Here is a 17885-nt window from a genome sequence, read left to right as displayed (position 1 = left end):
ACCGATGAGCGGGTACCTGCCGGGGCACCTGACGCCGGACACCCCGGTCTACGTCATCTCCGTGGCCGCGGAGCTCGCCGGGATGCACCCGCAGACGCTCCGGCAGTACGACCGCCTGGGACTGGTCTCCCCCGGCCGGGCCCCCGGGCGCGGACGGCGGTACTCGCTGCGCGACATCGCGACCCTGCGCGAGGTCCAGCGGCTCTCCCAGGAGGAGGGCATCAACCTCGCGGGCATCAAGCGGATCCTCGCCCTCGAGGACCGCGTGCGCCGCCTGGAGACCCAGGTCGAGGCGCTGCGCGCGGCGGCCGACCCCGGGCACCGGGTGTTCGCGGCCGGCCCGCAGGGCGACGTCGTCGCCGTGCCGCGCGGGCATCGCCCGGCGCGCGTGACGGGCTCGGGCGCCCTCGTCATCTGGCGCCCCCCGCGCCCCTGACCCGCCCAGGGCGGTGCACCGAACCGCCCGTGCGCGGGGCGGCGCGGCGCTAGCGTGAGCGGGTCGAAAGGTCCGCCATGACCGCCGCCCCGCCCGCACCCGCGACCCCGCCGGCCGCCGCGTCGCCCGCGCCGTCGAAGCGCCGCAGCGCCCGGCCCTCGCCGGCCGCCCGCCGGTTCGGCTACGCGCTGGCCGCCCTCGTCAACGTGGCCTTCTGGGTGGTGCTCCACGTGTGGCCGGGCTGGCAGGAGGCGTCCTTCCTCACCGCCGAGACCACCGACGTCCTGCCCTGGGTGGACGCCCAGATCGCGGTCACGATCGCCGCGAACGCCGTCTGGCTCGTCGCCGACCCGCGCTGGCTGCGCGCCCTGGGCGAGGCGGTCACCGCGGCCGTGGGCCTGGCCGCGGTCGCCCGGATCCTCAGCGTCTTCCCGTTCTCCTTCGACGACGACGGCGTGCCCTGGGACCAGCTCGTCCGGGTCGCGCTCGTCGTGGCGCTCGTCGGCACCGCGATCGGCGTGCTCGCGAACGTCGTCACCTTCGTCCGGGCCCTTCGCGCCGACGACGCCCGGCCGGCCTGAGCGCCGCCGTCGGGCACCCGTCGGACCCCTCCCACGCGGGCGCCGGAAAAGCCAGGAGCGCGGCCCTCGAGAGGGCCGCGCTCCTGGTGGCGGGGGGGATGCTGAAGTCGGTGGGGGCGCCTACCGGCGCAGGTGGTGGAGCAGGTCCACGGCGGCGTCGTGCGTCTCGGGCAGAGGCTCGATCCAGATCCGCGGCGGGGTGCGCACGAGGTCGGTGATGTGCAGCGCCTCGGCGTGCTCGTTCACCTGGTCGCGCATGCGGCGGACGGTCTCGCCCAGGTCGTAGTCGCGCGCCACGAGGACGGCGAACGCGCCGCCGCCGAGGGCCGCCATCGGGTGGCCGGGGGCGAGCGCCGCGGTGAGGGCCCGGCCCATCGCGGCCGAGCGCGCCATCCGGCGCCACGGGGCGATCTCGCCGGCGGCCACGTCCACGAGGACGAGGCAGTGGGTGACGAACGCGTGGTGCGCGTGCTTGCGCGCGGCGCCGTACGTCTCGCCGAGGCGGACGGAGAGGTACTCGAGCGTCGGCAGGCCCGACTCGGGGTCGATGCAGGACGCCTGGACCGGGGAGGCCTCGAGCGAGCTCGCCCAGCCCTCGCACAGGGACCGGACGACCTCGAGGCTCGGGTCGCGGCCGACGAGGCGGTACAGCACGCCGACGTCGTCGAGGGTCTCGGCGACGCCCACGCCCGCGGCGCCACGGACCTGACCGAGGCGGTAGGCGGCAGCGGCAGGAGACGAGCCGGCGGCCAGCGCCTCGGTCAGGGCGTCGACGGCGGGGTGGTACCAGTCACCAGGACGCAGCCACACCGTCTCGACGGTCTCCAGGCGCCACTGCTCGCGGAGCACAGCGGCCCACGCGTCGCGGATCTGCTCGGTGGCGGTCACGCCGGATGAGAGCGGCGGGGGTGCCCGCTATGACGCGGGAATCGCGGGCGGATTCGCGGACCTACGCGAACGTTGGGACCGTTGTGGCCACCATGGGCGGACTTGGGCCCCCGAACGGGTGACAACTGAGCCCGTTTGGTCGCTGTCCAGGGCTCATGCGACATGAGAACCTTTCCGATGGATTGGTGTACCCATCTCCGTCCCGGGCGCGCCGGACGGTAGGAGGTGAGCCGTTGAGCATCAGCAGCAGCTGGGGCCTTGCCAGCGATGCAGAGCTCATCACGGCCGTCCGCAGCGGCGAGACGGCCGCCTTCGGCGTGCTCTACGAGCGGCACGCCGGCGCGGCCCGCGCCGTCGCGCACCAGTACTCCAACTCCACGGCCGACGCCGACGACGCCGTCGCGGACGCCTTCCAGCGCGTCTTCAGCACCATCCAGGGGGGCTCCGGCCCCGACGTCGCCTTCCGCGCCTACCTCTTCACCGTGGTGCGCCGCGTGGCGATGGGGAGGGTGCAGAGCGGCCGGCGCGTGCAGGCCACGGACGACCTCGAGACGTTCGAGGCCGCGTTCGGGCCGGGCGAGGCCACGGAGGACCCGACGTTCGCGGGCTTCGAGCGCGGCGTCGTCTCGCGCGCGTACAAGTCGCTGCCCGAGCGGTGGCAGGCCGTCCTCTGGTACACGGAGGTCGAGCGGCTGTCGCCCGCGGAGATCGCCCCGGTCCTCGGCCTGACGGCGAACGGCGTGGCCGCGCTCGCCTACCGCGCCCGGGAGGGCCTGCGGCAGGCGTACCTCCAGCAGCACCTGGCCTCCCCCACGAGCGAGGCCTGCACGATCGTCAACGGGAAGCTCGGCGCCTACGTGCGTGGCGGCCTGGCGAAGCGCGAGACCGCGCTGGTGGAGTCCCACCTGGACGAGTGCGGCGACTGCCGCGCGCTCGTCCTCGAGCTGGGCGACGTCAACCACGGCATGCGCGCGATCATCGCGCCGCTCGTGCTCGGCGGCATCGCGCTCACTGTCCTGCAGGGCCTGGGCTTCGGCGGTGCCGCGGGCGCCGTCGGTGCCGCGGCCGCAGGTGCCGGTGCCGGGGCCGGGACCGCCGGCGGTGCGGGTGCCGGTGCCGGTGCGGGCGGTGCGGGTGCGGGTGGTGCGGGTGCCGGCGGTGGCGTGAGCGTCGGCGCGGGTGCGGGCACTGGTGCCGGCGGCGCAGCCGGATCGGGCCTGGCCGGTGCGGGCGCGGCTGGCGCCGGCGCGGCCGGTACCGGTGCCGGGACGCTGGTCGGCGCGGGCGCGGGCGCGGGTGCGGGTGCGGCGACGGGTGCCGGGCTCGGTGCCGCGGCGTCGGTGGCCGTGGCGGCGGGCGGCGCAGCGACCCTGACGGCGGCGCTCGAGACCCAGCCGGCCGCCGCCTCGACGACCACCGGCGGTGCCGCGGCCGGTGGCACCGGCGCGGGTGCGACGGGTGCGGGTGCCGGCGCGGCCGGTGCCGCGGGTGCCGGCGCGGGCGCGGTCGGCGGTGCCGCGGCGACCGGTGGCCTCGCGGCCCTCGTCGCGAGCGTGCCGGTCACGGCCATCGGTCTGGCGGCCGCGGGCGTCATCGTCGCGGGCGCCGTGGGCGTCGCGGGCGCGATGGGCGTCTTCTCGGCCGACGACGACGACCCGGACGTCGTCGCCGTCGAGCCGGACATCGACGACATGACCCCGACCCCGCCCGGCGACGGGCCGACGACGCCGGCGGACGAGCCCACCGACGAGCCGACGTCCGAGCCCTCCACCGACCCGACGAACCCGGCCAACGTGCCCGCTGTCGCCGAGCCCGACGACGACGCGACGCCCGCGCCGTCGACCAGCCCGGACCCCGGGGCCACCACCCCGCCGACGACTCCCCCGCCCACGTCGCCGCCGCCGACGAGCCCGCCGCCCACCGATCCGCCACCGCCGCCCGTGCTCGTCGCGCAGCCGCCGACGATGGGTGCGTCCGGGTTCGTCGCCGGCCAGCCGGCCATGCTCCAGGTACCGGTCGACAACACGGGCGGCGCGGCCGACGAGGTCGTCACGCAGCTGGTGTTCCCCGAGGGCACCGCCGTCACGATCGAGGCGGCGGACCCGCCGGACGGTGGCGGGACGAGCGTCCGCACGGCGTCGAACGGCTGGTCCTGCTCCGCGGTGGGCTCGCTCGCCACCTGCACCCTGCCCGGCCTCGGCGCGGGCGACAGGTCGACGCTCTACGCGAACGTGACCGTCGCGGACGACGGCCTCGACGGCACGCGCCTGATGACGGTCGGCGTGCGCACCTGGGCGCCCGCGCTGGGCGCGGCCCCGGCGACGTCGCCCGTCCAGATGCAGGTCTCCTCCCCGCCGACGGCGTTCTCCGTCGAGTCGATCGTGCCCGTGACGCTCGCCGGCTCCAACGACGCGACGCCGAGCGCCCCGGCGACCGTGACGGTCCCGATCCGCGTGACCAACACCGGCACCGGCGCCCCCGCGTCCGTGCGGCTGGCGGGCATCCCGGGTGACGTTGCGGTGACGCCGAGCGACGGCTGGTCCTGCGCCTGGGGCCTGGGCTACGAGTGCACCGGGCCGCGCGTCCCGCGTGGGCAGCACGCGGACCTCGTCCTCACGCTCGCGGACACGACGCCGCTGGTCGACGTCGACCGCACGGGATTCGTGACCGTGACCACCCAGCCGGGCACCGGCACGACGTTCTCGCTGCGGACCGCGGCCGCCCCGGCCCGGTACGCGCTCGACGTCGAGCAGCTGACGACGGCGGCCGGCTCGACGCTCGACACCCACGTCACGGTGACCAACACGGGTCGCACGACGGGCCGGCAGGTCGTCGTCGCGCTCGACCTGCCCGCGGGCCTGACCTCGAGCGACGCCAAGTGGACCCGGTGCGCCGGCGACGAGGGCGACCTCTGCCGGACGATCGCCGCCCTCGCGCCGGGCGCGTCGGAGCGTGCGCACATCGCGTTCGCCGCGGCGTCGGGCAGCTACCCGCTGGTCGTGTCCGTCCTCGACGCCGAGGCCGAGCCGACGGCTCCGGTCACCCGGGACATCGCCGTCGGTGCGCCGGCTCCGGCCGTCGTCGGCGTGAGCGGGCCGGCGGAGCTCGTCCTGGTGCCGGACGTGCCCGCGACGCTCTCGGCCGCCGTCAGCAACGCCGGCGGCTCGACCGCCACGGGCGTCGTGGTGCAGGTCGACCTGCCGGCCGGCGTCACGTGGGTCGCCGGGAGCGGCTGCGCCGGACGCAACGGCTCGAACCAGGCGCTGGACTGCCAGGTCGGCACGCTCGCCGCAGGCAGCTCCACGACCGTGACCTTCCGGGTCGTGGCCCAGGGCCAGGGGGCGCACGGCAGAGACGTCACCTTCGTCGCCCTCTGGGACGCCCAGGGCTCCGGTGAGGACGAGGTCTCCCCGCCGTTCCTGACGCCGGTCCGCGTGGTCGCCGACGCGCCGGTCGTGCGCGTCGCGCTCGAGTCGCAGACCACGTTCGTCCAGGGCGTGCCGCGCGACCTCGTCGCGACCGTCACCAACGCGGGCACGACGACGGCGACCGGTCTGACCGCGACGCTCCAGCTCCCCGCGGAGACCTTTTGGGAGCGCACGGCGGCGGGCTCGGACTGGACCTGCACGTCGTCGGGCGGCGCCGGTCCCACGGTGACCTGCACGACGCCGTCGCTCGCCCCGGGCGCGACGATCGAGCTCGCGGGCGCGATCCGGGCGAACGGCACGATGCAGGGCCGGGTCGTCGCGGTCGGCCTGACGTGGGCCGGCGGTGCGGCGCCCACCGCGCAGACGACGGTCGTCATCGGCAGCCTGCCGGCCTGCGCCGCGCCCTGGGAGAAGGGCACGTTCTACCGGATCGGCGACCGCGTGTCGTACGAGTCGTGGAACTACACGCGCCTGATCAACTTCCAGGCGATCTACGAGCCCGGGCGCTTCGCGGAGTTCTGGCGCTCCGAGGGCGCCTGCGCCTGACCGCCGGCACTGACCAGCCGGCGGCCCGAACAGCAGAGCGGCCCGGGACGTCTCGCGACGTCCCGGGCCGTACCCCCTGCTCTACCCCCTGCAGCCCCCTGCAGTCGTGCTGCCGTGCAGCCCCCTGCACGTTCGGTGCCTCCCACCGGGAGGTTGCGCTGCCGGGCCGTGGGACGAAGCCCCCTGGTCTTCACGACCCGGCAGCGCAGGGTCCTCAGTCAGCATCCCCCGAGCCGACGATGACAACCTCGGGGGTGGGGTCACAGCGATAACCCACACCCCTGACGGTGACGATCCGCGGGCAGCCCCCCAGCTTCTCCCGCAGTCGTCGGACGTGAACGTCGACGGTGCGCGTGCCGTCCTTCCACGCGCGCTTGTGCCAGACGTGCGCGAGCAGCTCCTCGCGCGTCACGGCACGGTGCGGCGCGCGGAGCAGGTACTCCAGCAGCGCGAACTCCTTGTACGTGAACGGGACCGAGCGACCGGCGATGGTGACCTCGCGCGCGACGGCGTCGACGATCACCTCCCGGTGGGCCGGCACGGCGCGCAGACCGCTCGAGCCGTGCGACCGCGCGGCGGTCGGTGCGAGCTCGTCACGGACGCGGGCGACCAGGTCGCCGTGCGGGCCGCGGCCACCGAGCGTCATCGCGCTGTAGGTGGTGGCGTCGGGTGCGAGCTCGTCGATGACCGCGGCGACCGCCTGCGCGACCTCGACGAGGAGGGCGCGGCCGGCGGGACCCTCGGTGCCGGTCATCCCCACGTAGAGGGCGAGGCCCGGTTCGAACGCGGTCGACTGCGCGCTCAGGACGGGCGCCGGTGCGCCTGTCATAGCCACTGAGACTGCAGTCATGACTCGAGTGTGACTGGCGGGTGCGCGAACCCCCAAGGCCCAGGGGGGCCAGTCTCAAGATGTGGACATTAATCACCCGGCAGATCGGGCGCAGCACGGACCAACTAGGACACATCGCACGGGTGTTTTCGCTGGTCAGACGGCATGCCGCGGCCTGCCGCGGGCAGCGGTGTGCTACCGCCGTGGTGGTGTGACCCCGGTCACGGACGGATAACGCGACCGGTCAAGGCCGGCACCCATGACGGTCACCCATGACAGTCACCGGTGACCGCCACCGTGACAGTCACGGCGTGCGTCGACCCGACGGCGTCGGTCAGGTCAGGCCGTACAGGCGGTCGCCCGCGTCGCCCAGGCCGGGCACGATGTACGCCTTCTCGTTCAGGCGCTCGTCGACGGCGGCCACGACCACCGTGACGTCGGCCCGGTCGCCGACGTGCTTCTCGACGAGCTCGATGCCCTCCGGGGCCGCGATCAAGCAGATGCAGGTCACGTCGTGCGCGCCCCGCTCGAACAGGTAGTCGATCGTCGCGGCGAGGGTGCCGCCGGTCGCCAGCATCGGGTCCAGGACGAAGCACTGGCGGCCGGAGAGGTCGTCGGGCAGGCGGTTCGCGTAGGTGATCGCCTGGAGCGTCTCCTCGTCGCGCTTGAGGCCCAGGAAGCCGACCTCCGCCGTCGGGAGCAGCTTCATCATGCCGCCGAGCATGCCCAGGCCGGCCCGCAGCACCGGCACCACGATCGGCTTCGGGTCCGCCATGTGCGTCCCGATGGTCGCCGCGACGGGGGTGATGACCTCGCGCGGCTCGGTGCGGACGTCGCGCGTCGCCTCGTAGGCGAGCAGCGTGACCAGCTCGTCCACCAGCTCGCGGAACGTCGCCTGGGGGGTGTCCTTGTCCCGCAGGACCGACAGCTTGTGGGAGATCAGGGGGTGGTCGGCGACGTGCAGGCGCATGACTGCACGGTACCGGGTCCTGGGGGCCGCCGGGCCGCGCCACGTGCCGCTAGCGTGACCGGTCAGGAGAGCCGGCCGGCTCCGCCGTCGGGAGAGGGAGGGTCACGTGCACGACGACGACGCCCGCCCGATGCGGGAGGCGCTCGCGGAGGCGCGCCGCGCCCTGGCGACGGGCGACGTGCCGGTGGGCGCCGTCGTCGTCGGGCCGGACGGGACGGTGGTGGGACGCGGGCGGAACGCGCGCGAGGCCACCGGCGACCCGACCGCGCACGCCGAGGTGCTCGCGCTGCGCGAGGCGGCGGCGAGCCTGGGCCGGTGGCGGCTGGACGACTGCGTGCTCGTCGTGACGCTCGAGCCGTGCGCGATGTGCGCGGGCGCCCTGGTGCTCGCCCGGGTGCCGCGCCTGGTGCTCGGCGCGTGGGACCCGAAGGCCGGCGCGTGCGGGTCGGCGCACGACCTGGTCCGCGACCGCCGGCTGAACCACCGCGTCGAGGTGGTGGGCGGCGTCCTCGAGGACGAGTGCGGCGCCCTGCTGCGGGAGTTCTTCGCGGCCCGGCGGTGACGGACCCGGCGGTGATGATCCGCGCCGACCCGTATCCCGTGCGCCCTCGCCGACGATGACCCGCACATGGGGCAGACGGGACGCATGAGTGACGTCGCACGGCTGGTGGAGGCGCGGTACGGGGCGCTCGCGCGCAACGAGGTGGCGGTCGCGGGCCCGGAGCACGCGGCCGAGCTGGCCGCGTTCGCCGAGCTGCTGCCGATCCTGGACGACGCCACGTTCGTGGTGGTCGCGGCCGAGGCGATCGCCGCCTCGGCGGGTGCCGCGTCCGCCGACGGCGCCCAGCACGTGCACGCCCGGCACGCCATGGTCCGGGCGGAGGCGGTCCTCCGGCACGTCGACGCCGGGCACGCCGCGCACTGCCCCGGCGTCCGCCTGTACGCGCTCGCCTATGCCCGCGCGGTCCGCGACACCCACCTGGACCCGGCACCGCCGGCCGAGCCCGAGTGCACCTGCGGTGCCCGCGCGGTCGAGCAGCGGCGCGCGTCCTGAGCGGGGCGCCGTCGGCTACAGCAGGCGCTCCAGCGCGAGGAGCGTGGGCGTGGTGCCGGCCTCGATCTTCACGGCCGCGAGCGCGTCGCCGCGCGTCTGGCCGCGGTTCACGACGACGACCGGCCGGCCCGCGCGCGCCGCGTGCGTCACGTAGCGCCGCCCCGACAGGACGGTGAGCGACGAGCCGGCGACCAGGAGTGCGTCCGCGTCGTCGACCAGGGTGAACGCGGCCGCGACGCGCTCGCGCGGCACCTGCTCGCCGAAGTAGGTGATGTCGGGCTTGAGGATCCCGCCGCACCACGTGCAGTCGGCGACGCGGAAGCCCTCGGTGGCCTCGACGACGGCGTCGGCGTCGGGCGCGATCTCGACGTCGTCGACCTCGCCGACGGTCTCGGCGAAGCCGGGGTTGAGCTCCTCCAGGCGCGCCGCGAGCTCGTCGCGCGTGGTCCGCCGTCCGCAGGACAGGCAGACCACCTCGGCGTACGTGCCGTGCAGGTCGACCACCCGCCGGCTGCCCGCGGCCTGGTGCAGCCGGTCCACGTTCTGCGTCACCACGCCGACGACCACGCCCCGCGCCTCCAGCCGCGCCAGCGCCTCGTGCCCGGGGTTGGGCAGGGTGCGGTGCACGTGCCGCCAGCCGACGTGGTTCCGCGCCCAGTAGGTGCGGCGGAAGGCGGGGTCGCCGACGAACTGCTGGTACGTCATCGGGCGCCGGGGCGGGGAGTCGGGGCCGCGGTAGTCGGGGATGCCGGAGTCGGTCGAGATGCCCGCGCCGGTGAGGACGGCGAGGCGGCGGCCGGTGAGCAGCGCCGCGGCGTACGCGAGGGCCTCGGCCGTGGCGTCGGCGGTCGGCTCGGTGCGGGTCTGCGTCACCGGACCACGGTACGTGGCGCCGGCGGGTGGCTCCGCGCAGGGGTCAGGAGCTGGCGCGCAGGTCGCCCGGGCCGACGGCGACCTCCAGGTCCAGGTGGACGAGCTCCCAGACGTGACCGTCCGGGTCCGCGAACGAGCGGCCGTGCACCGGGCCCTGGGCGACGAACGCGCGCGGGCTGCCACCGGCCGCCAGCGCCCGGGCGTAGATGTCGTCGACCTCCGCGGCGGTCGCGGTGGAGATCGACGTGAGCGACTGGGGGTGGACGTCGTCCGGGCGTGTGGGGGAGCCGTCGTCGGGCGCGCCGAGGAAGCCCGCGTAGCGCTCGAAGGACAGGAGCATGACCAGGACCGACCCGGAGACGCGCACGCTGACGGCCTCGACCTCGCAGAACTCCTCGTCGACAGCGAAGCCGAGGGCGCGGTAGAAGCCCGCCGAGGCCAGGAGGTCGCGCACGGGCAGGTTGACGATCACCATGCGGCGCACGTGCGCGCTCCTTCCCCGGGCGACACGAGTAGGGACCGGCGGCGGGCCGGGGAGTGATCGGGTGAGCGCCCCAGGGGTCGCGGGCTGGAATAGTCACGGCCGGACTCTGGTCAATGTCGGAGGCCCGGCCTAGCGTCGTCCTGTGACCCAGACGATCTCCGAGGACACGTTCCTGGCGATGGTGCAGCCGCTGCGGCGGGAGCTGCTCGCGCACTGCTACCGCATGGTCGGTTCGGTGCACGAGGCCGAGGACCTCGTGCAGGAGACCTACCTGCGGGCGTGGCGGGCGTTCCACGGGTTCGAGAGCCGCTCGTCGGTGCGGACCTGGATGTACCGCATCGCCACGAACACCTGCCTGACGGCGCTCGAGGGCCGCGCCCGCCGGCCGCTGCCGACCGGGCTGGGGGCGCCGCCGTCGGACCCCGAGGGCGACCTGCACTCCCACCCCGAGGTGCCGTGGCTGGAGCCGGTCCCCGACGAGGTGCTGTGGGGCCGTGCGCCCGACGACCCGGAGGCCACGGTGGTCGACCGGGAGAGCGTCCGGCTCGCGTTCGTCGCCGCGCTGCAGCACCTGACCGGCCAGCAGCGCGCCGTGCTGGTGCTGCGCGACGTGCTCGCCTGGCACGCCGACGAGGTGGCCGAGGCGCTCGGGCTCTCGGTGGGCGCGGTGACCTCGACCCTGCAGCGGGCCCGCGCGCACCTGCAGCGCGTGCAGCAGGCAGGCGCGACGCCCGCGCCGCTGCCCGCGGACGACCCGCGCGTCGGCGAGCTGCTCGAGTCCTACGTGGAGGCGTTCGAGCACTACGACGTCGACCGGATCGTGTCGCTGCTGACCGCTGACGCGACCTGGGACATGCCGCCCTACACCGACTGGTACGTCGGCGCGGAGGACATCGGCCGGCTCATCCGCACGCAGTGCCCGGCCAGCGGGCCGGAGTCGATGCGGATGGTGGCGACCCGCGCGAACGGCTTTCCGGCGTTCGGCATGTACATGCTCGGGCCCGACGGCGTGCACCGCGCCTTCCAGCTCCAGCACGTCACGGTCACCGAGGGTGGGGTCGCCGCCGTCACGGCGTTCTTCGACACGAGCCTCTTCCGGCTCTTCGGCCTGCCCGACGAGCTGCCGCTGACCTGACGGCCGGCCCGGTCGGGATCCGGAGATTCGGACGCGCGGGCACTGTGCGGGTATCCTCGCTCCGCTGGGTAGCGTGTCCGAGCGGCCTAAGGAGCACGCCTCGAAAGCGTGTGTGGGTGGAAGCCCACCGTGAGTTCGAATCTCACCGCTACCGCACCTGCACGAGGGGCCCCGGACCACGCGTCCGGGGCCCCTCGTCGTGCGGGTCCCCGACCGGGCTTCGCGCACCCGCCGGGCCGTGGCAGCCTCATCCCATGGAGATCGCCGAGGACGACGTCCTGCACGTGTGCTACCGGGCGCTCGACGGGATGGCCCGGATCCTGACGGAGCTCGGGGACGAGCTGGCGAACACGCGGCCCCCGCTGCACCACGCGAGCACGCCCGTGCAGATCGTGACGCACTGCCTCGGGGTGCTCGAGTACTGGGTCGGCCAGGGCGTGGCCGGCCGGACGATCGAGCGGGACCGCGAGGCGGAGCTCGGCGCGCAGGGCCTGGTCGCCCCGCTGGTCGCCCGCGTCTACGACGCGCACGTCCGCCTGGCCCACGACCTCGCCGACGCCGACCTCACCGCGCCCGCGAACATCGAGCGCGGGCACCCGTCGCTCGACCTGATCGCGACGCGCGGAGCGGCGCTCATGCACGCCGTCGAGGACCTCGCGCAGCATCACGGCCAGCTCGAGCTCGCTCGCGACGCGCTCCTGGCGGGTGCGCCCGAGCGCTGACCGGCGCCCACCCGCCGAGGGGTTAGCGTGCGCTCGTGCTGATCCTGCTGCCGCCGTCGGAGTCCAAGGCCGCACCCGCCCGGCGCGGGCGGCCGGTCGACGTCGGCGCGCTCTCCTTCCCGGAGCTCGCGCCCACCCGCGAGCGCCTGCTCGACGCGCTCGTCGCCACGAGCGCCGCCCCCGACGCGCTGCGCCGCCTCTTCGTGGGCCCGTCGCTGGCCGACGACGTCGCGCGCAACGTCCGCGTGCGCGAGCTCCCGGCGCGGCCGGCCCTGGGGGTCTACACCGGCGTCCTCTACGACGCGCTCGACGCCGCGACGCTCAGCACCGCCGCCCGCCGACGCGCGGCGTCCCGCCTCGTCGTCGTGTCCGGACTGTGGGGGGCGCTGCGGCCGACCGACCGCATCCCGCCCTACCGGCTGAACATCTGCTCCCGCCTGCTCGGGACGCCCGCGCTCGAGCCGCTGTGGCGCGAGCTGCTGCCCGGGACCCTAGCGGCCGCCGCGAGGTCGCGCGGCGTCGTCGTCGACTGCCGCTCGGGTGCGTACCAGGCGGCCGGGATGCCGGCGGGTCTGGGCGACCGGACCGCCGTCGTGCGCGTGCTGCGCGACGAGGCCGGCCGGCGCAGCGTGGTGAGCCACGCCGCGAAGCACACGCGGGGCCTGGTCGCGCGGGAGCTGCTCGAGTCGGGTGCGGACCCGCGCACGCCGGCCGAGCTCGCGGAGGTGCTGGCCCTGCGCTGGCCCGTGGAGCTGACCCCGCCGCCGCGCCCGGGCCGCGCGTGGACGCTCGACGTGGTCGTCCCGGCCTGACGCGGGCCGCTCACGCACAGCCTGGTCCCAGCCGGGCGGCATCCCGCGGGACTAGCATCCGTCCCGATCACTGCCCCTACCGATCGCGGGCCGGTTCGCCGGCCGCGCCACGGAGACGACGCCGTCATGAGCTACGCCGCATCCAAGCGAGGCAAGGTCCAGAGCAGCCAGGCCCAGGCGGCCCGACGCGCGGCCGAGGAGCAGGCACGCCGCGAGGCGGCCGCCCGACGCCGTCGGCGCGCGCTGCTGACGTGGGGCGGCGCGGGGCTCGTGCTCGTCATCGCCGCGGTCGTCACGGTGACGCAGGTGCAGGCGGCCCAGGCGCGTGACCGGCTGCGCGGGCCGCACAACATGATGTCCGACGGCCTGGTCATGTACGGCGACACCGAGTCGATCGTCGGCCTCGTCACGGACGCGAACGGGCCGGGCACGGACCCCGTGGCGACCGGCTCGACGCGGTTCCTCGGCGTCGCCGACGTGCGCCTGTTCGTCGACTACACCGACCCCCAGCCGGCCGAGTTCTGGGCCGCGAGCGGCGAAGCCCTGAGCGAGCGGATGATCAACGGCGACGTCAGCCTGGAGATCCACCCGATCGGTGACGACGCGACGTCGATCGCCGCGGCGGCCGCGTTCGGCTGCGTCGCGGACAAGGCTCCCGACTCCGGGCTCGTCGCGCACGGCGCCCTGCTCGCCGCCCAGGACCGCATCGTCGCGGCCGGCGCCGAGGAGCTGCCGGGCGTGCTGGCGGACGCGCTCGTCGAGGGCGGCGTCGACGACGAGGCCGTCGCGAGCTGCATCGCCGACGAGCGCTTCCGGCCGTGGGTCGAGGACGCCACCCAGCGCGCGGCCGAGGTGGCCGTGTACCCGGCGATCGGGCCGGTCACCACGTCGACGCTGTTCATCCTCGACCTGCCCTACGGCGGCGAGCCCGACGACAGCGAGGGCTTCATGGCGGCCGTCGAGGCGGCGGTCAGCCAGGTCAAGGCCGAGGCGGGCATCAGCGACGAGACGGCGGACGCGCAGGGCTGAGCCGGCGAGCCGCTCACCCAGGCCCCGACGCGGACCGGCACGGCCCTCGCGCGGTCGCGGTCCCGCGGCTACCGTCCCGGGTATGGCGGCGGTGGCCAAGGGGGTCCTCACGGGCATCGTCGTGCTCGCGTTCCTCGCCGTCATCGCGGTGGCCGCGGGGGTGGGCGTCGTCGTGGTGGCGTTCCTCGGCGGCGTCCTGCACACGTTCCTCGGCTGACCGCGCCCGCTCCTGGGGCGGGGACAATGGTGCGGTGACCGACAGCCCCGAGCCCACCGAGCAGCACATCAGGACCGTGCGGCGCACGGTCCTGACGGTGGCCGGCCTGAACCTGGGCTACTTCTTCGTCGAGGTCGCCGTCGCGCTGGCCATCGGGTCCGTCTCGCTCCTCGCGGACAGCGTCGACTTCCTCGAGGACACGGCGGTCAACCTGCTCATCGTCCTGGCGCTCGGCTGGTCGCTGCACGCGCGCTCGCGCGCGGGCAAGGTGATGGCGCTGATCATCCTCGTGCCCGCGGCCGCCGCGGCGTGGCAGGTGGCCGACAAGATCGGGGACCCGGTCGCGCCGGCGGCGCTCCCGCTGACGCTCGCGGCCCTCGGGGCCGTCGTCGTCAACGCGACCTGCGCGCTGCTGCTCGTCCGCATCCGGCACCACGCCGGCTCGATGACGACGGCGGCGTGGCTCGCCGCCCGCAACGACGTGCTGGTCAACGTGGCGATCATCGCCGTCGGCGGGCTGACGGCCTGGACCGGTAGCGGGTGGCCGGACGTCGTGCTCGGCATCGGGATCCTGCTGCTGGGGCTGACCGCCGCGAAGGAGGTCTGGGAGGCCGCCGAGGAGGAGCGCCTGGGCGCGATGGCGCTCGCCGGCGAGGACATCGATTGAGCGACGAAGGGCCGGTCGCGCGTCCCCGCCGCGCGAGATGATGGACCTGCCCGTCGGCCCCGGCGGGCACCCCAGCGGCCCGACGCGGGCCGAACGGAGACCGCCATGTCCGTCCAGCCCGGCCAGCTCGTCGGCGTGGAGCCGTACGTGGCGTCCATCGGGGACATCGGTGTGACCCGGCACTGGGTGATGACCCCCCGCGGCCCGGCGCCCCTGGCGGGGTCCGAGTGGTGGATCGCCGACCGCGGCGCCTGGTCCCAGCAGATCCCCGTCTGGGCGATCATCCTGGCGATCGTCTTCTTCCCGCTCGGCCTGCTCTTCCTGCTCTGCAAGGAGACGAAGTGGTCGGGGTGGCTGGAGGTGACGGTGCGCTCGGGCGCGCTCGTCCACACGGCCGTGCTGCCGCTGCCGTCGTACGAGGCGCAGAACGCGCACGCCGCCGTCGACCGGATCCGGGCCCTGGCCGCGGAGGCCGGCCGGGCCTGACCCGCCCGCGCGCCGGTCGCCGTCAGGGCACCGACCACTCCCGGTCGTCGACGCCGCCGCCCGCGCGGACGAGCGCCTCGATGTCCTCGCTGACGTCCCAGACGTTCACGTTCATGCCGGCCAGCACGCGCCCGCCGCGCACCCAGAACGCGATGAACTGGCGGCCGGCCAGGTCGCCGCGGACCACGACGTCGTCGTACCGCCCCTCGCCGGAGGTCTCCGTGAACCCGACGTACTCCATCCCCAGGTCGTACTGGTCGGTGTAGAAGTACGGCAGCCGGTCGTCGGTGGCGCCCGTGCCGAGGATCGTCCGGGCCGCCAGCGCGCCCTGCCGCCCGGCGTTGGCCCAGTGCTCGACGCGCAGGTGCCTCCCGAGCGCGGGCCGCCACGCGCGCGCCACGTCGCCCGCGGCGAGCACGCGCGGGTCGGCGGTCCGCAGGTGCTCGTCCACGACGACGCCGTCGGCCACCTCCAGGCAGGCGGCCTCGGCGAGCGCCACCTCCGGCTCGGCGCCCACGCCGACGACGACGAGGCCCGCCGGCACCAGGCTCCCGTCGCCGAGCCGGACGCCGCCGACGCGACCGTGCCGGTCCGCCTCGATCGCGGCGACGCTCACCCCGGTGCGCAGGTCCACGCCGTGCGCGCGGTGCAGGTCGGCGAACACCTGCGCCATCTCGGGTCCGAGGACGCGGCCGAGCGGCACCGGCCCGGACTCGAGCACCGTCACCTCCAGGCCCGCCTCGCGCGCGGCCACGGCCGTCTCCAGGCCGATCCAGCCGCCGCCCACGACGACGACCCGCGGGCGCTCGCCGAACGCCGCGAGGAGCCGATCGGCGTCCTCGAGGCGCCGCAGGTACCGCACGCCCGGCAGGTCGGCGCCCGGCACGTCCAGGCGGCGGGGACGGGCGCCGGTGGCGAGGACGACGTGGTCGTACGGCAGGCGCGTGCCGTCGTCGAGCAGCACCTGCCCGGCGGCGCGGTCGACGGCGGTGACGGCGACGCCGGTGCGCAGCTCGACGTCGTGCTCGGGGTACCACGGGGGCGGGTGCACGAACGCCTCGTCGCGCTGCTGGGTGCCCAGGAGGTAGCCCTTGGACAGCAGCGGCCGCTCGTAGGGTGCGTGCGGCTCCGCCCCGACGACCGTCACCGGCCCGTCGTAGCCCTCCTCGCGCAACGTGGTCGCGACGGTCGCCCCGGTCAGCCCGCCACCCACGACGACGACGCCGCTCACGCGGTCGCCTCCTCGTCCAGGGCGCGGCGGGCGCCCGCCAGCGACAGCAGCTCCGCCCGCGCGTCGCGCTGGCCGAGGGCGCCGTGGAAGGCGGCCGTGACGGTGCTCGACTCCGGCGTGCGCACGCCGCGCAGGCTCATGCACTGATGATGCGCCTCGACGACGACGCCGACACCGCGCGGTGCCAGCTCGCGGTCCAGCCAGTCGGCGATCTGCTGGGTCAGGCGCTCCTGGACCTGGGGCCGGCGTGCGTGCAGCTCGACGAGCCGGGCCAGCTTCGACAGCCCGAGGAGGCGCTCGCCGGGCAGGTAGGCGACGTGCGCCACCCCGACGAAGGGCAGCAGGTGGTGCTCGCAGATCGAGTGCACGGGCAGGTCTCGCGCGAGGACCATCTCGCGGTAGCCGCCGTCGTTGGGGAACGTCGTGAGGTCGAAGGCGCGCGGCGTGAGCATCTCCGACCAGGCCGCCGCCATCCGCCGCGGGCTCGCCGCCATGCTCGGCGAGTCGAGGGGGACGCCGAGGGCCGCGAGGAAGGCCCCGGCGGCCACCGTGGCCGCCTCGAGGTCGGGCTCGGCAGCGTCCGGCACGACACGCAGCGGCGCGGAGGGCGGGGTCTGCGGCGGGGTGACGGAGAGGGAGGTCATCGGGCTCCTTCTAACGGTGAAGAATCTCGACGTTAGACGCGGAGCGCGGTACCGTCAAGGCGTCGAGAAGGGCGGTGATCCGGTGGGCGGCAGGGTTCGCGACGGCGCGGTCGACGACCTCGCCCGGCGCGTGCGCGGCGTCGGCGCGCTCGCCGATCCCGCACGCCTGGAGCTCTACCGCCTGGTCGTCGCGGCCGACGACGCCGTCAGCCGCGAGCAGGCCGCCACGGCCCTCGGGCTCCCGGCGCACCAGGTGCGCTTCCACCTGGACCGGCTCGTCGCCGACGGGCTCCTCGAGGTCGAGTACCGGCGCCTGACCGGCCGCTCCGGCCCGGGCGCGGGGCGGCCCGCCAAGCTCTACCGGCGCAGCGCGCGTGAGGTCGTCGTGAGCCTGCCCGAGCGGCGCTACGACCTCGCCGGCCACCTCATGGCCGAGGCGATCGACGCGGCGACGTCGTCGGGCGTGCCGGTGGACGAGGCGCTGCGCGCGTCCGCGACCGCGCACGGGCGGGCACTCGCGGTCCGCGCGTCGGCGGCGGCGGGGGAGGACGAACCGCCCGCCCCGGACCTGCCCGCGGTGCTCGCGGCGCTCGCCGCCGAGGGGTACGAGCCGCGCGCCTCCGGGGGCGAGGTCACGCTGGCCAACTGCCCGTTCCACGCGCTCATGCGCGAGCACACGGCCCTGGTCTGCGGCATGAACCTCGCGCTGCTCTCCGGCTTCGGAGAGGCGTTCGGGTGCGCGGCGCGGCTGGACCCGGGCCCGGGCCGGTGCTGCGTCGTCCTGACGGTCCCCGGCGCGCCGGCGGGCGGCGCGCTGCCGGCAGGCGCCGTCGGCTGACCGGTCCGGATCTTT

Annotated in this window: 20 protein-coding genes and 1 tRNA gene; 14 read left to right on the top strand and 7 right to left on the bottom strand. The window is 75.6% G+C overall.

What is annotated here, in order from left to right:
• The first annotated feature begins 4 nt into the window (after positions 1-4).
• Both AFE02nite_RS14585 and AFE02nite_RS14580 read left to right on the top strand, forming a co-directional pair.
• Positions 5-436 carry a heat shock protein transcriptional repressor HspR gene (locus AFE02nite_RS14585; RefSeq protein WP_146819881.1) on the top strand — a complete coding sequence of 144 codons (432 nt, stop codon included), beginning with the start codon at positions 5-7 and terminating at the stop codon, positions 434-436.
• Positions 437-513: 77 nt separating this feature from the next.
• Entirely contained in the window at positions 514-1017 is a 504-nt protein-coding gene (locus AFE02nite_RS14580) for a hypothetical protein (protein WP_146819880.1), read from the top strand.
• A gap of 120 nt (positions 1018-1137) precedes the next feature.
• On the opposite strand, the gene AFE02nite_RS14575 is transcribed toward AFE02nite_RS14580, so the two are convergent.
• Entirely contained in the window at positions 1138-1905 is a 768-nt protein-coding gene (locus tag AFE02nite_RS14575) for a hypothetical protein (protein ID WP_052114117.1), read from the bottom strand.
• A 233-nt stretch (positions 1906-2138) separates the two neighbouring features.
• Between AFE02nite_RS14575 and AFE02nite_RS14570 the strand changes: the two genes are divergently transcribed.
• A complete protein-coding gene (locus AFE02nite_RS14570) occupies positions 2139-5879 on the top strand; it encodes a sigma-70 family RNA polymerase sigma factor (RefSeq protein WP_186814571.1) in 3741 nt (1246 codons plus the stop codon).
• A gap of 214 nt (positions 5880-6093) precedes the next feature.
• On the opposite strand, the gene AFE02nite_RS14565 is transcribed toward AFE02nite_RS14570, so the two are convergent.
• Positions 6094-6729 (bottom strand): winged helix-turn-helix domain-containing protein, encoded by a 636-nt coding sequence (locus AFE02nite_RS14565; protein WP_146819878.1) that lies wholly within the window; start codon positions 6727-6729, stop codon positions 6094-6096.
• A gap of 313 nt (positions 6730-7042) precedes the next feature.
• Entirely contained in the window at positions 7043-7678 is a 636-nt protein-coding gene (gene upp, locus AFE02nite_RS14560; RefSeq protein ID WP_034246745.1) for a uracil phosphoribosyltransferase, read from the bottom strand.
• A 106-nt stretch (positions 7679-7784) separates the two neighbouring features.
• Between upp and tadA the strand changes: the two genes are divergently transcribed.
• The gene (gene tadA / locus AFE02nite_RS14555; protein ID WP_261765637.1) at positions 7785-8240 is read left to right on the top strand and encodes a tRNA adenosine(34) deaminase TadA; all 456 of its coding nucleotides are present in this window, start codon (positions 7785-7787) and stop codon (positions 8238-8240) included.
• An 84-nt stretch (positions 8241-8324) separates the two neighbouring features.
• Complete coding sequence (locus tag AFE02nite_RS14550; protein ID WP_146819877.1) at positions 8325-8732, top strand: hypothetical protein; 408 nt, start codon at positions 8325-8327, stop codon at positions 8730-8732.
• 15 nt (positions 8733-8747) lie between these two features.
• Here the strand turns inward: AFE02nite_RS14550 and AFE02nite_RS14545 are convergent, their stop codons facing one another.
• Positions 8748-9605 carry an NAD-dependent protein deacetylase gene (locus AFE02nite_RS14545; RefSeq protein WP_034246741.1) on the bottom strand — a complete coding sequence of 286 codons (858 nt, stop codon included), beginning with the start codon at positions 9603-9605 and terminating at the stop codon, positions 8748-8750.
• Between the two features lie 43 nt (positions 9606-9648).
• On the bottom strand, positions 9649-10080 hold the full coding sequence (locus AFE02nite_RS14540) for a VOC family protein (RefSeq protein WP_034246739.1): 432 nt from the start codon (positions 10078-10080) through the stop codon (positions 9649-9651).
• 151 nt (positions 10081-10231) lie between these two features.
• Between AFE02nite_RS14540 and AFE02nite_RS14535 the strand changes: the two genes are divergently transcribed.
• The 8 genes from AFE02nite_RS14535 to AFE02nite_RS14505 all read left to right on the top strand — a co-directional run bounded on the left by AFE02nite_RS14535 (position 10232) and on the right by AFE02nite_RS14505 (position 15157).
• Entirely contained in the window at positions 10232-11224 is a 993-nt protein-coding gene (locus tag AFE02nite_RS14535) for a sigma-70 family RNA polymerase sigma factor (protein ID WP_034246737.1), read from the top strand.
• Positions 11225-11291: 67 nt separating this feature from the next.
• Positions 11292-11378 (top strand) — tRNA-Ser (locus AFE02nite_RS14530).
• Between the two features lie 100 nt (positions 11379-11478).
• Entirely contained in the window at positions 11479-11946 is a 468-nt protein-coding gene (locus AFE02nite_RS14525) for a mycothiol transferase (protein ID WP_034246735.1), read from the top strand.
• 35 nt (positions 11947-11981) lie between these two features.
• A complete protein-coding gene (locus tag AFE02nite_RS14520; RefSeq protein WP_034246733.1) occupies positions 11982-12758 on the top strand; it encodes a YaaA family protein in 777 nt (258 codons plus the stop codon).
• A gap of 126 nt (positions 12759-12884) precedes the next feature.
• Positions 12885-13787 carry a thioredoxin domain-containing protein gene (locus tag AFE02nite_RS14515; RefSeq protein WP_034246732.1) on the top strand — a complete coding sequence of 301 codons (903 nt, stop codon included), beginning with the start codon at positions 12885-12887 and terminating at the stop codon, positions 13785-13787.
• Positions 13788-13869: 82 nt separating this feature from the next.
• Positions 13870-14004 (top strand): hypothetical protein, encoded by a 135-nt coding sequence (locus AFE02nite_RS17845; protein ID WP_261765636.1) that lies wholly within the window; start codon positions 13870-13872, stop codon positions 14002-14004.
• A gap of 34 nt (positions 14005-14038) precedes the next feature.
• Positions 14039-14671 carry a cation transporter gene (locus AFE02nite_RS14510; RefSeq protein ID WP_034246731.1) on the top strand — a complete coding sequence of 211 codons (633 nt, stop codon included), beginning with the start codon at positions 14039-14041 and terminating at the stop codon, positions 14669-14671.
• Between the two features lie 105 nt (positions 14672-14776).
• Entirely contained in the window at positions 14777-15157 is a 381-nt protein-coding gene (locus AFE02nite_RS14505; RefSeq protein ID WP_052113734.1) for a hypothetical protein, read from the top strand.
• A 22-nt stretch (positions 15158-15179) separates the two neighbouring features.
• Here AFE02nite_RS14505 and AFE02nite_RS14500 read toward each other — a convergent pair whose 3' ends face one another.
• Positions 15180-16388: an NAD(P)/FAD-dependent oxidoreductase gene (locus AFE02nite_RS14500; RefSeq protein WP_146819875.1), complete on the bottom strand. Its 1209-nt coding sequence runs from the start codon at positions 16386-16388 to the stop codon at positions 15180-15182.
• On the bottom strand, positions 16385-17032 hold the full coding sequence (folE, locus tag AFE02nite_RS14495) for a GTP cyclohydrolase I (protein WP_052113716.1): 648 nt from the start codon (positions 17030-17032) through the stop codon (positions 16385-16387). The genes AFE02nite_RS14500 and folE overlap by 4 nt, the downstream gene beginning before the upstream one ends.
• A gap of 82 nt (positions 17033-17114) precedes the next feature.
• Between folE and AFE02nite_RS14490 the strand changes: the two genes are divergently transcribed.
• Positions 17115-17870 carry a helix-turn-helix transcriptional regulator gene (locus AFE02nite_RS14490; protein WP_052113717.1) on the top strand — a complete coding sequence of 252 codons (756 nt, stop codon included), beginning with the start codon at positions 17115-17117 and terminating at the stop codon, positions 17868-17870.
• Positions 17871-17885: the final 15 nt, after the last annotated feature.

Source organism: Actinotalea fermentans (genome assembly GCF_007991475.1).
Taxonomy (GTDB): domain Bacteria; phylum Actinomycetota; class Actinomycetes; order Actinomycetales; family Cellulomonadaceae; genus Actinotalea; species Actinotalea fermentans.
Note: the sequence above shows the minus strand (reverse complement) of the source record. Positions and strands in the feature narration are given on the sequence as shown.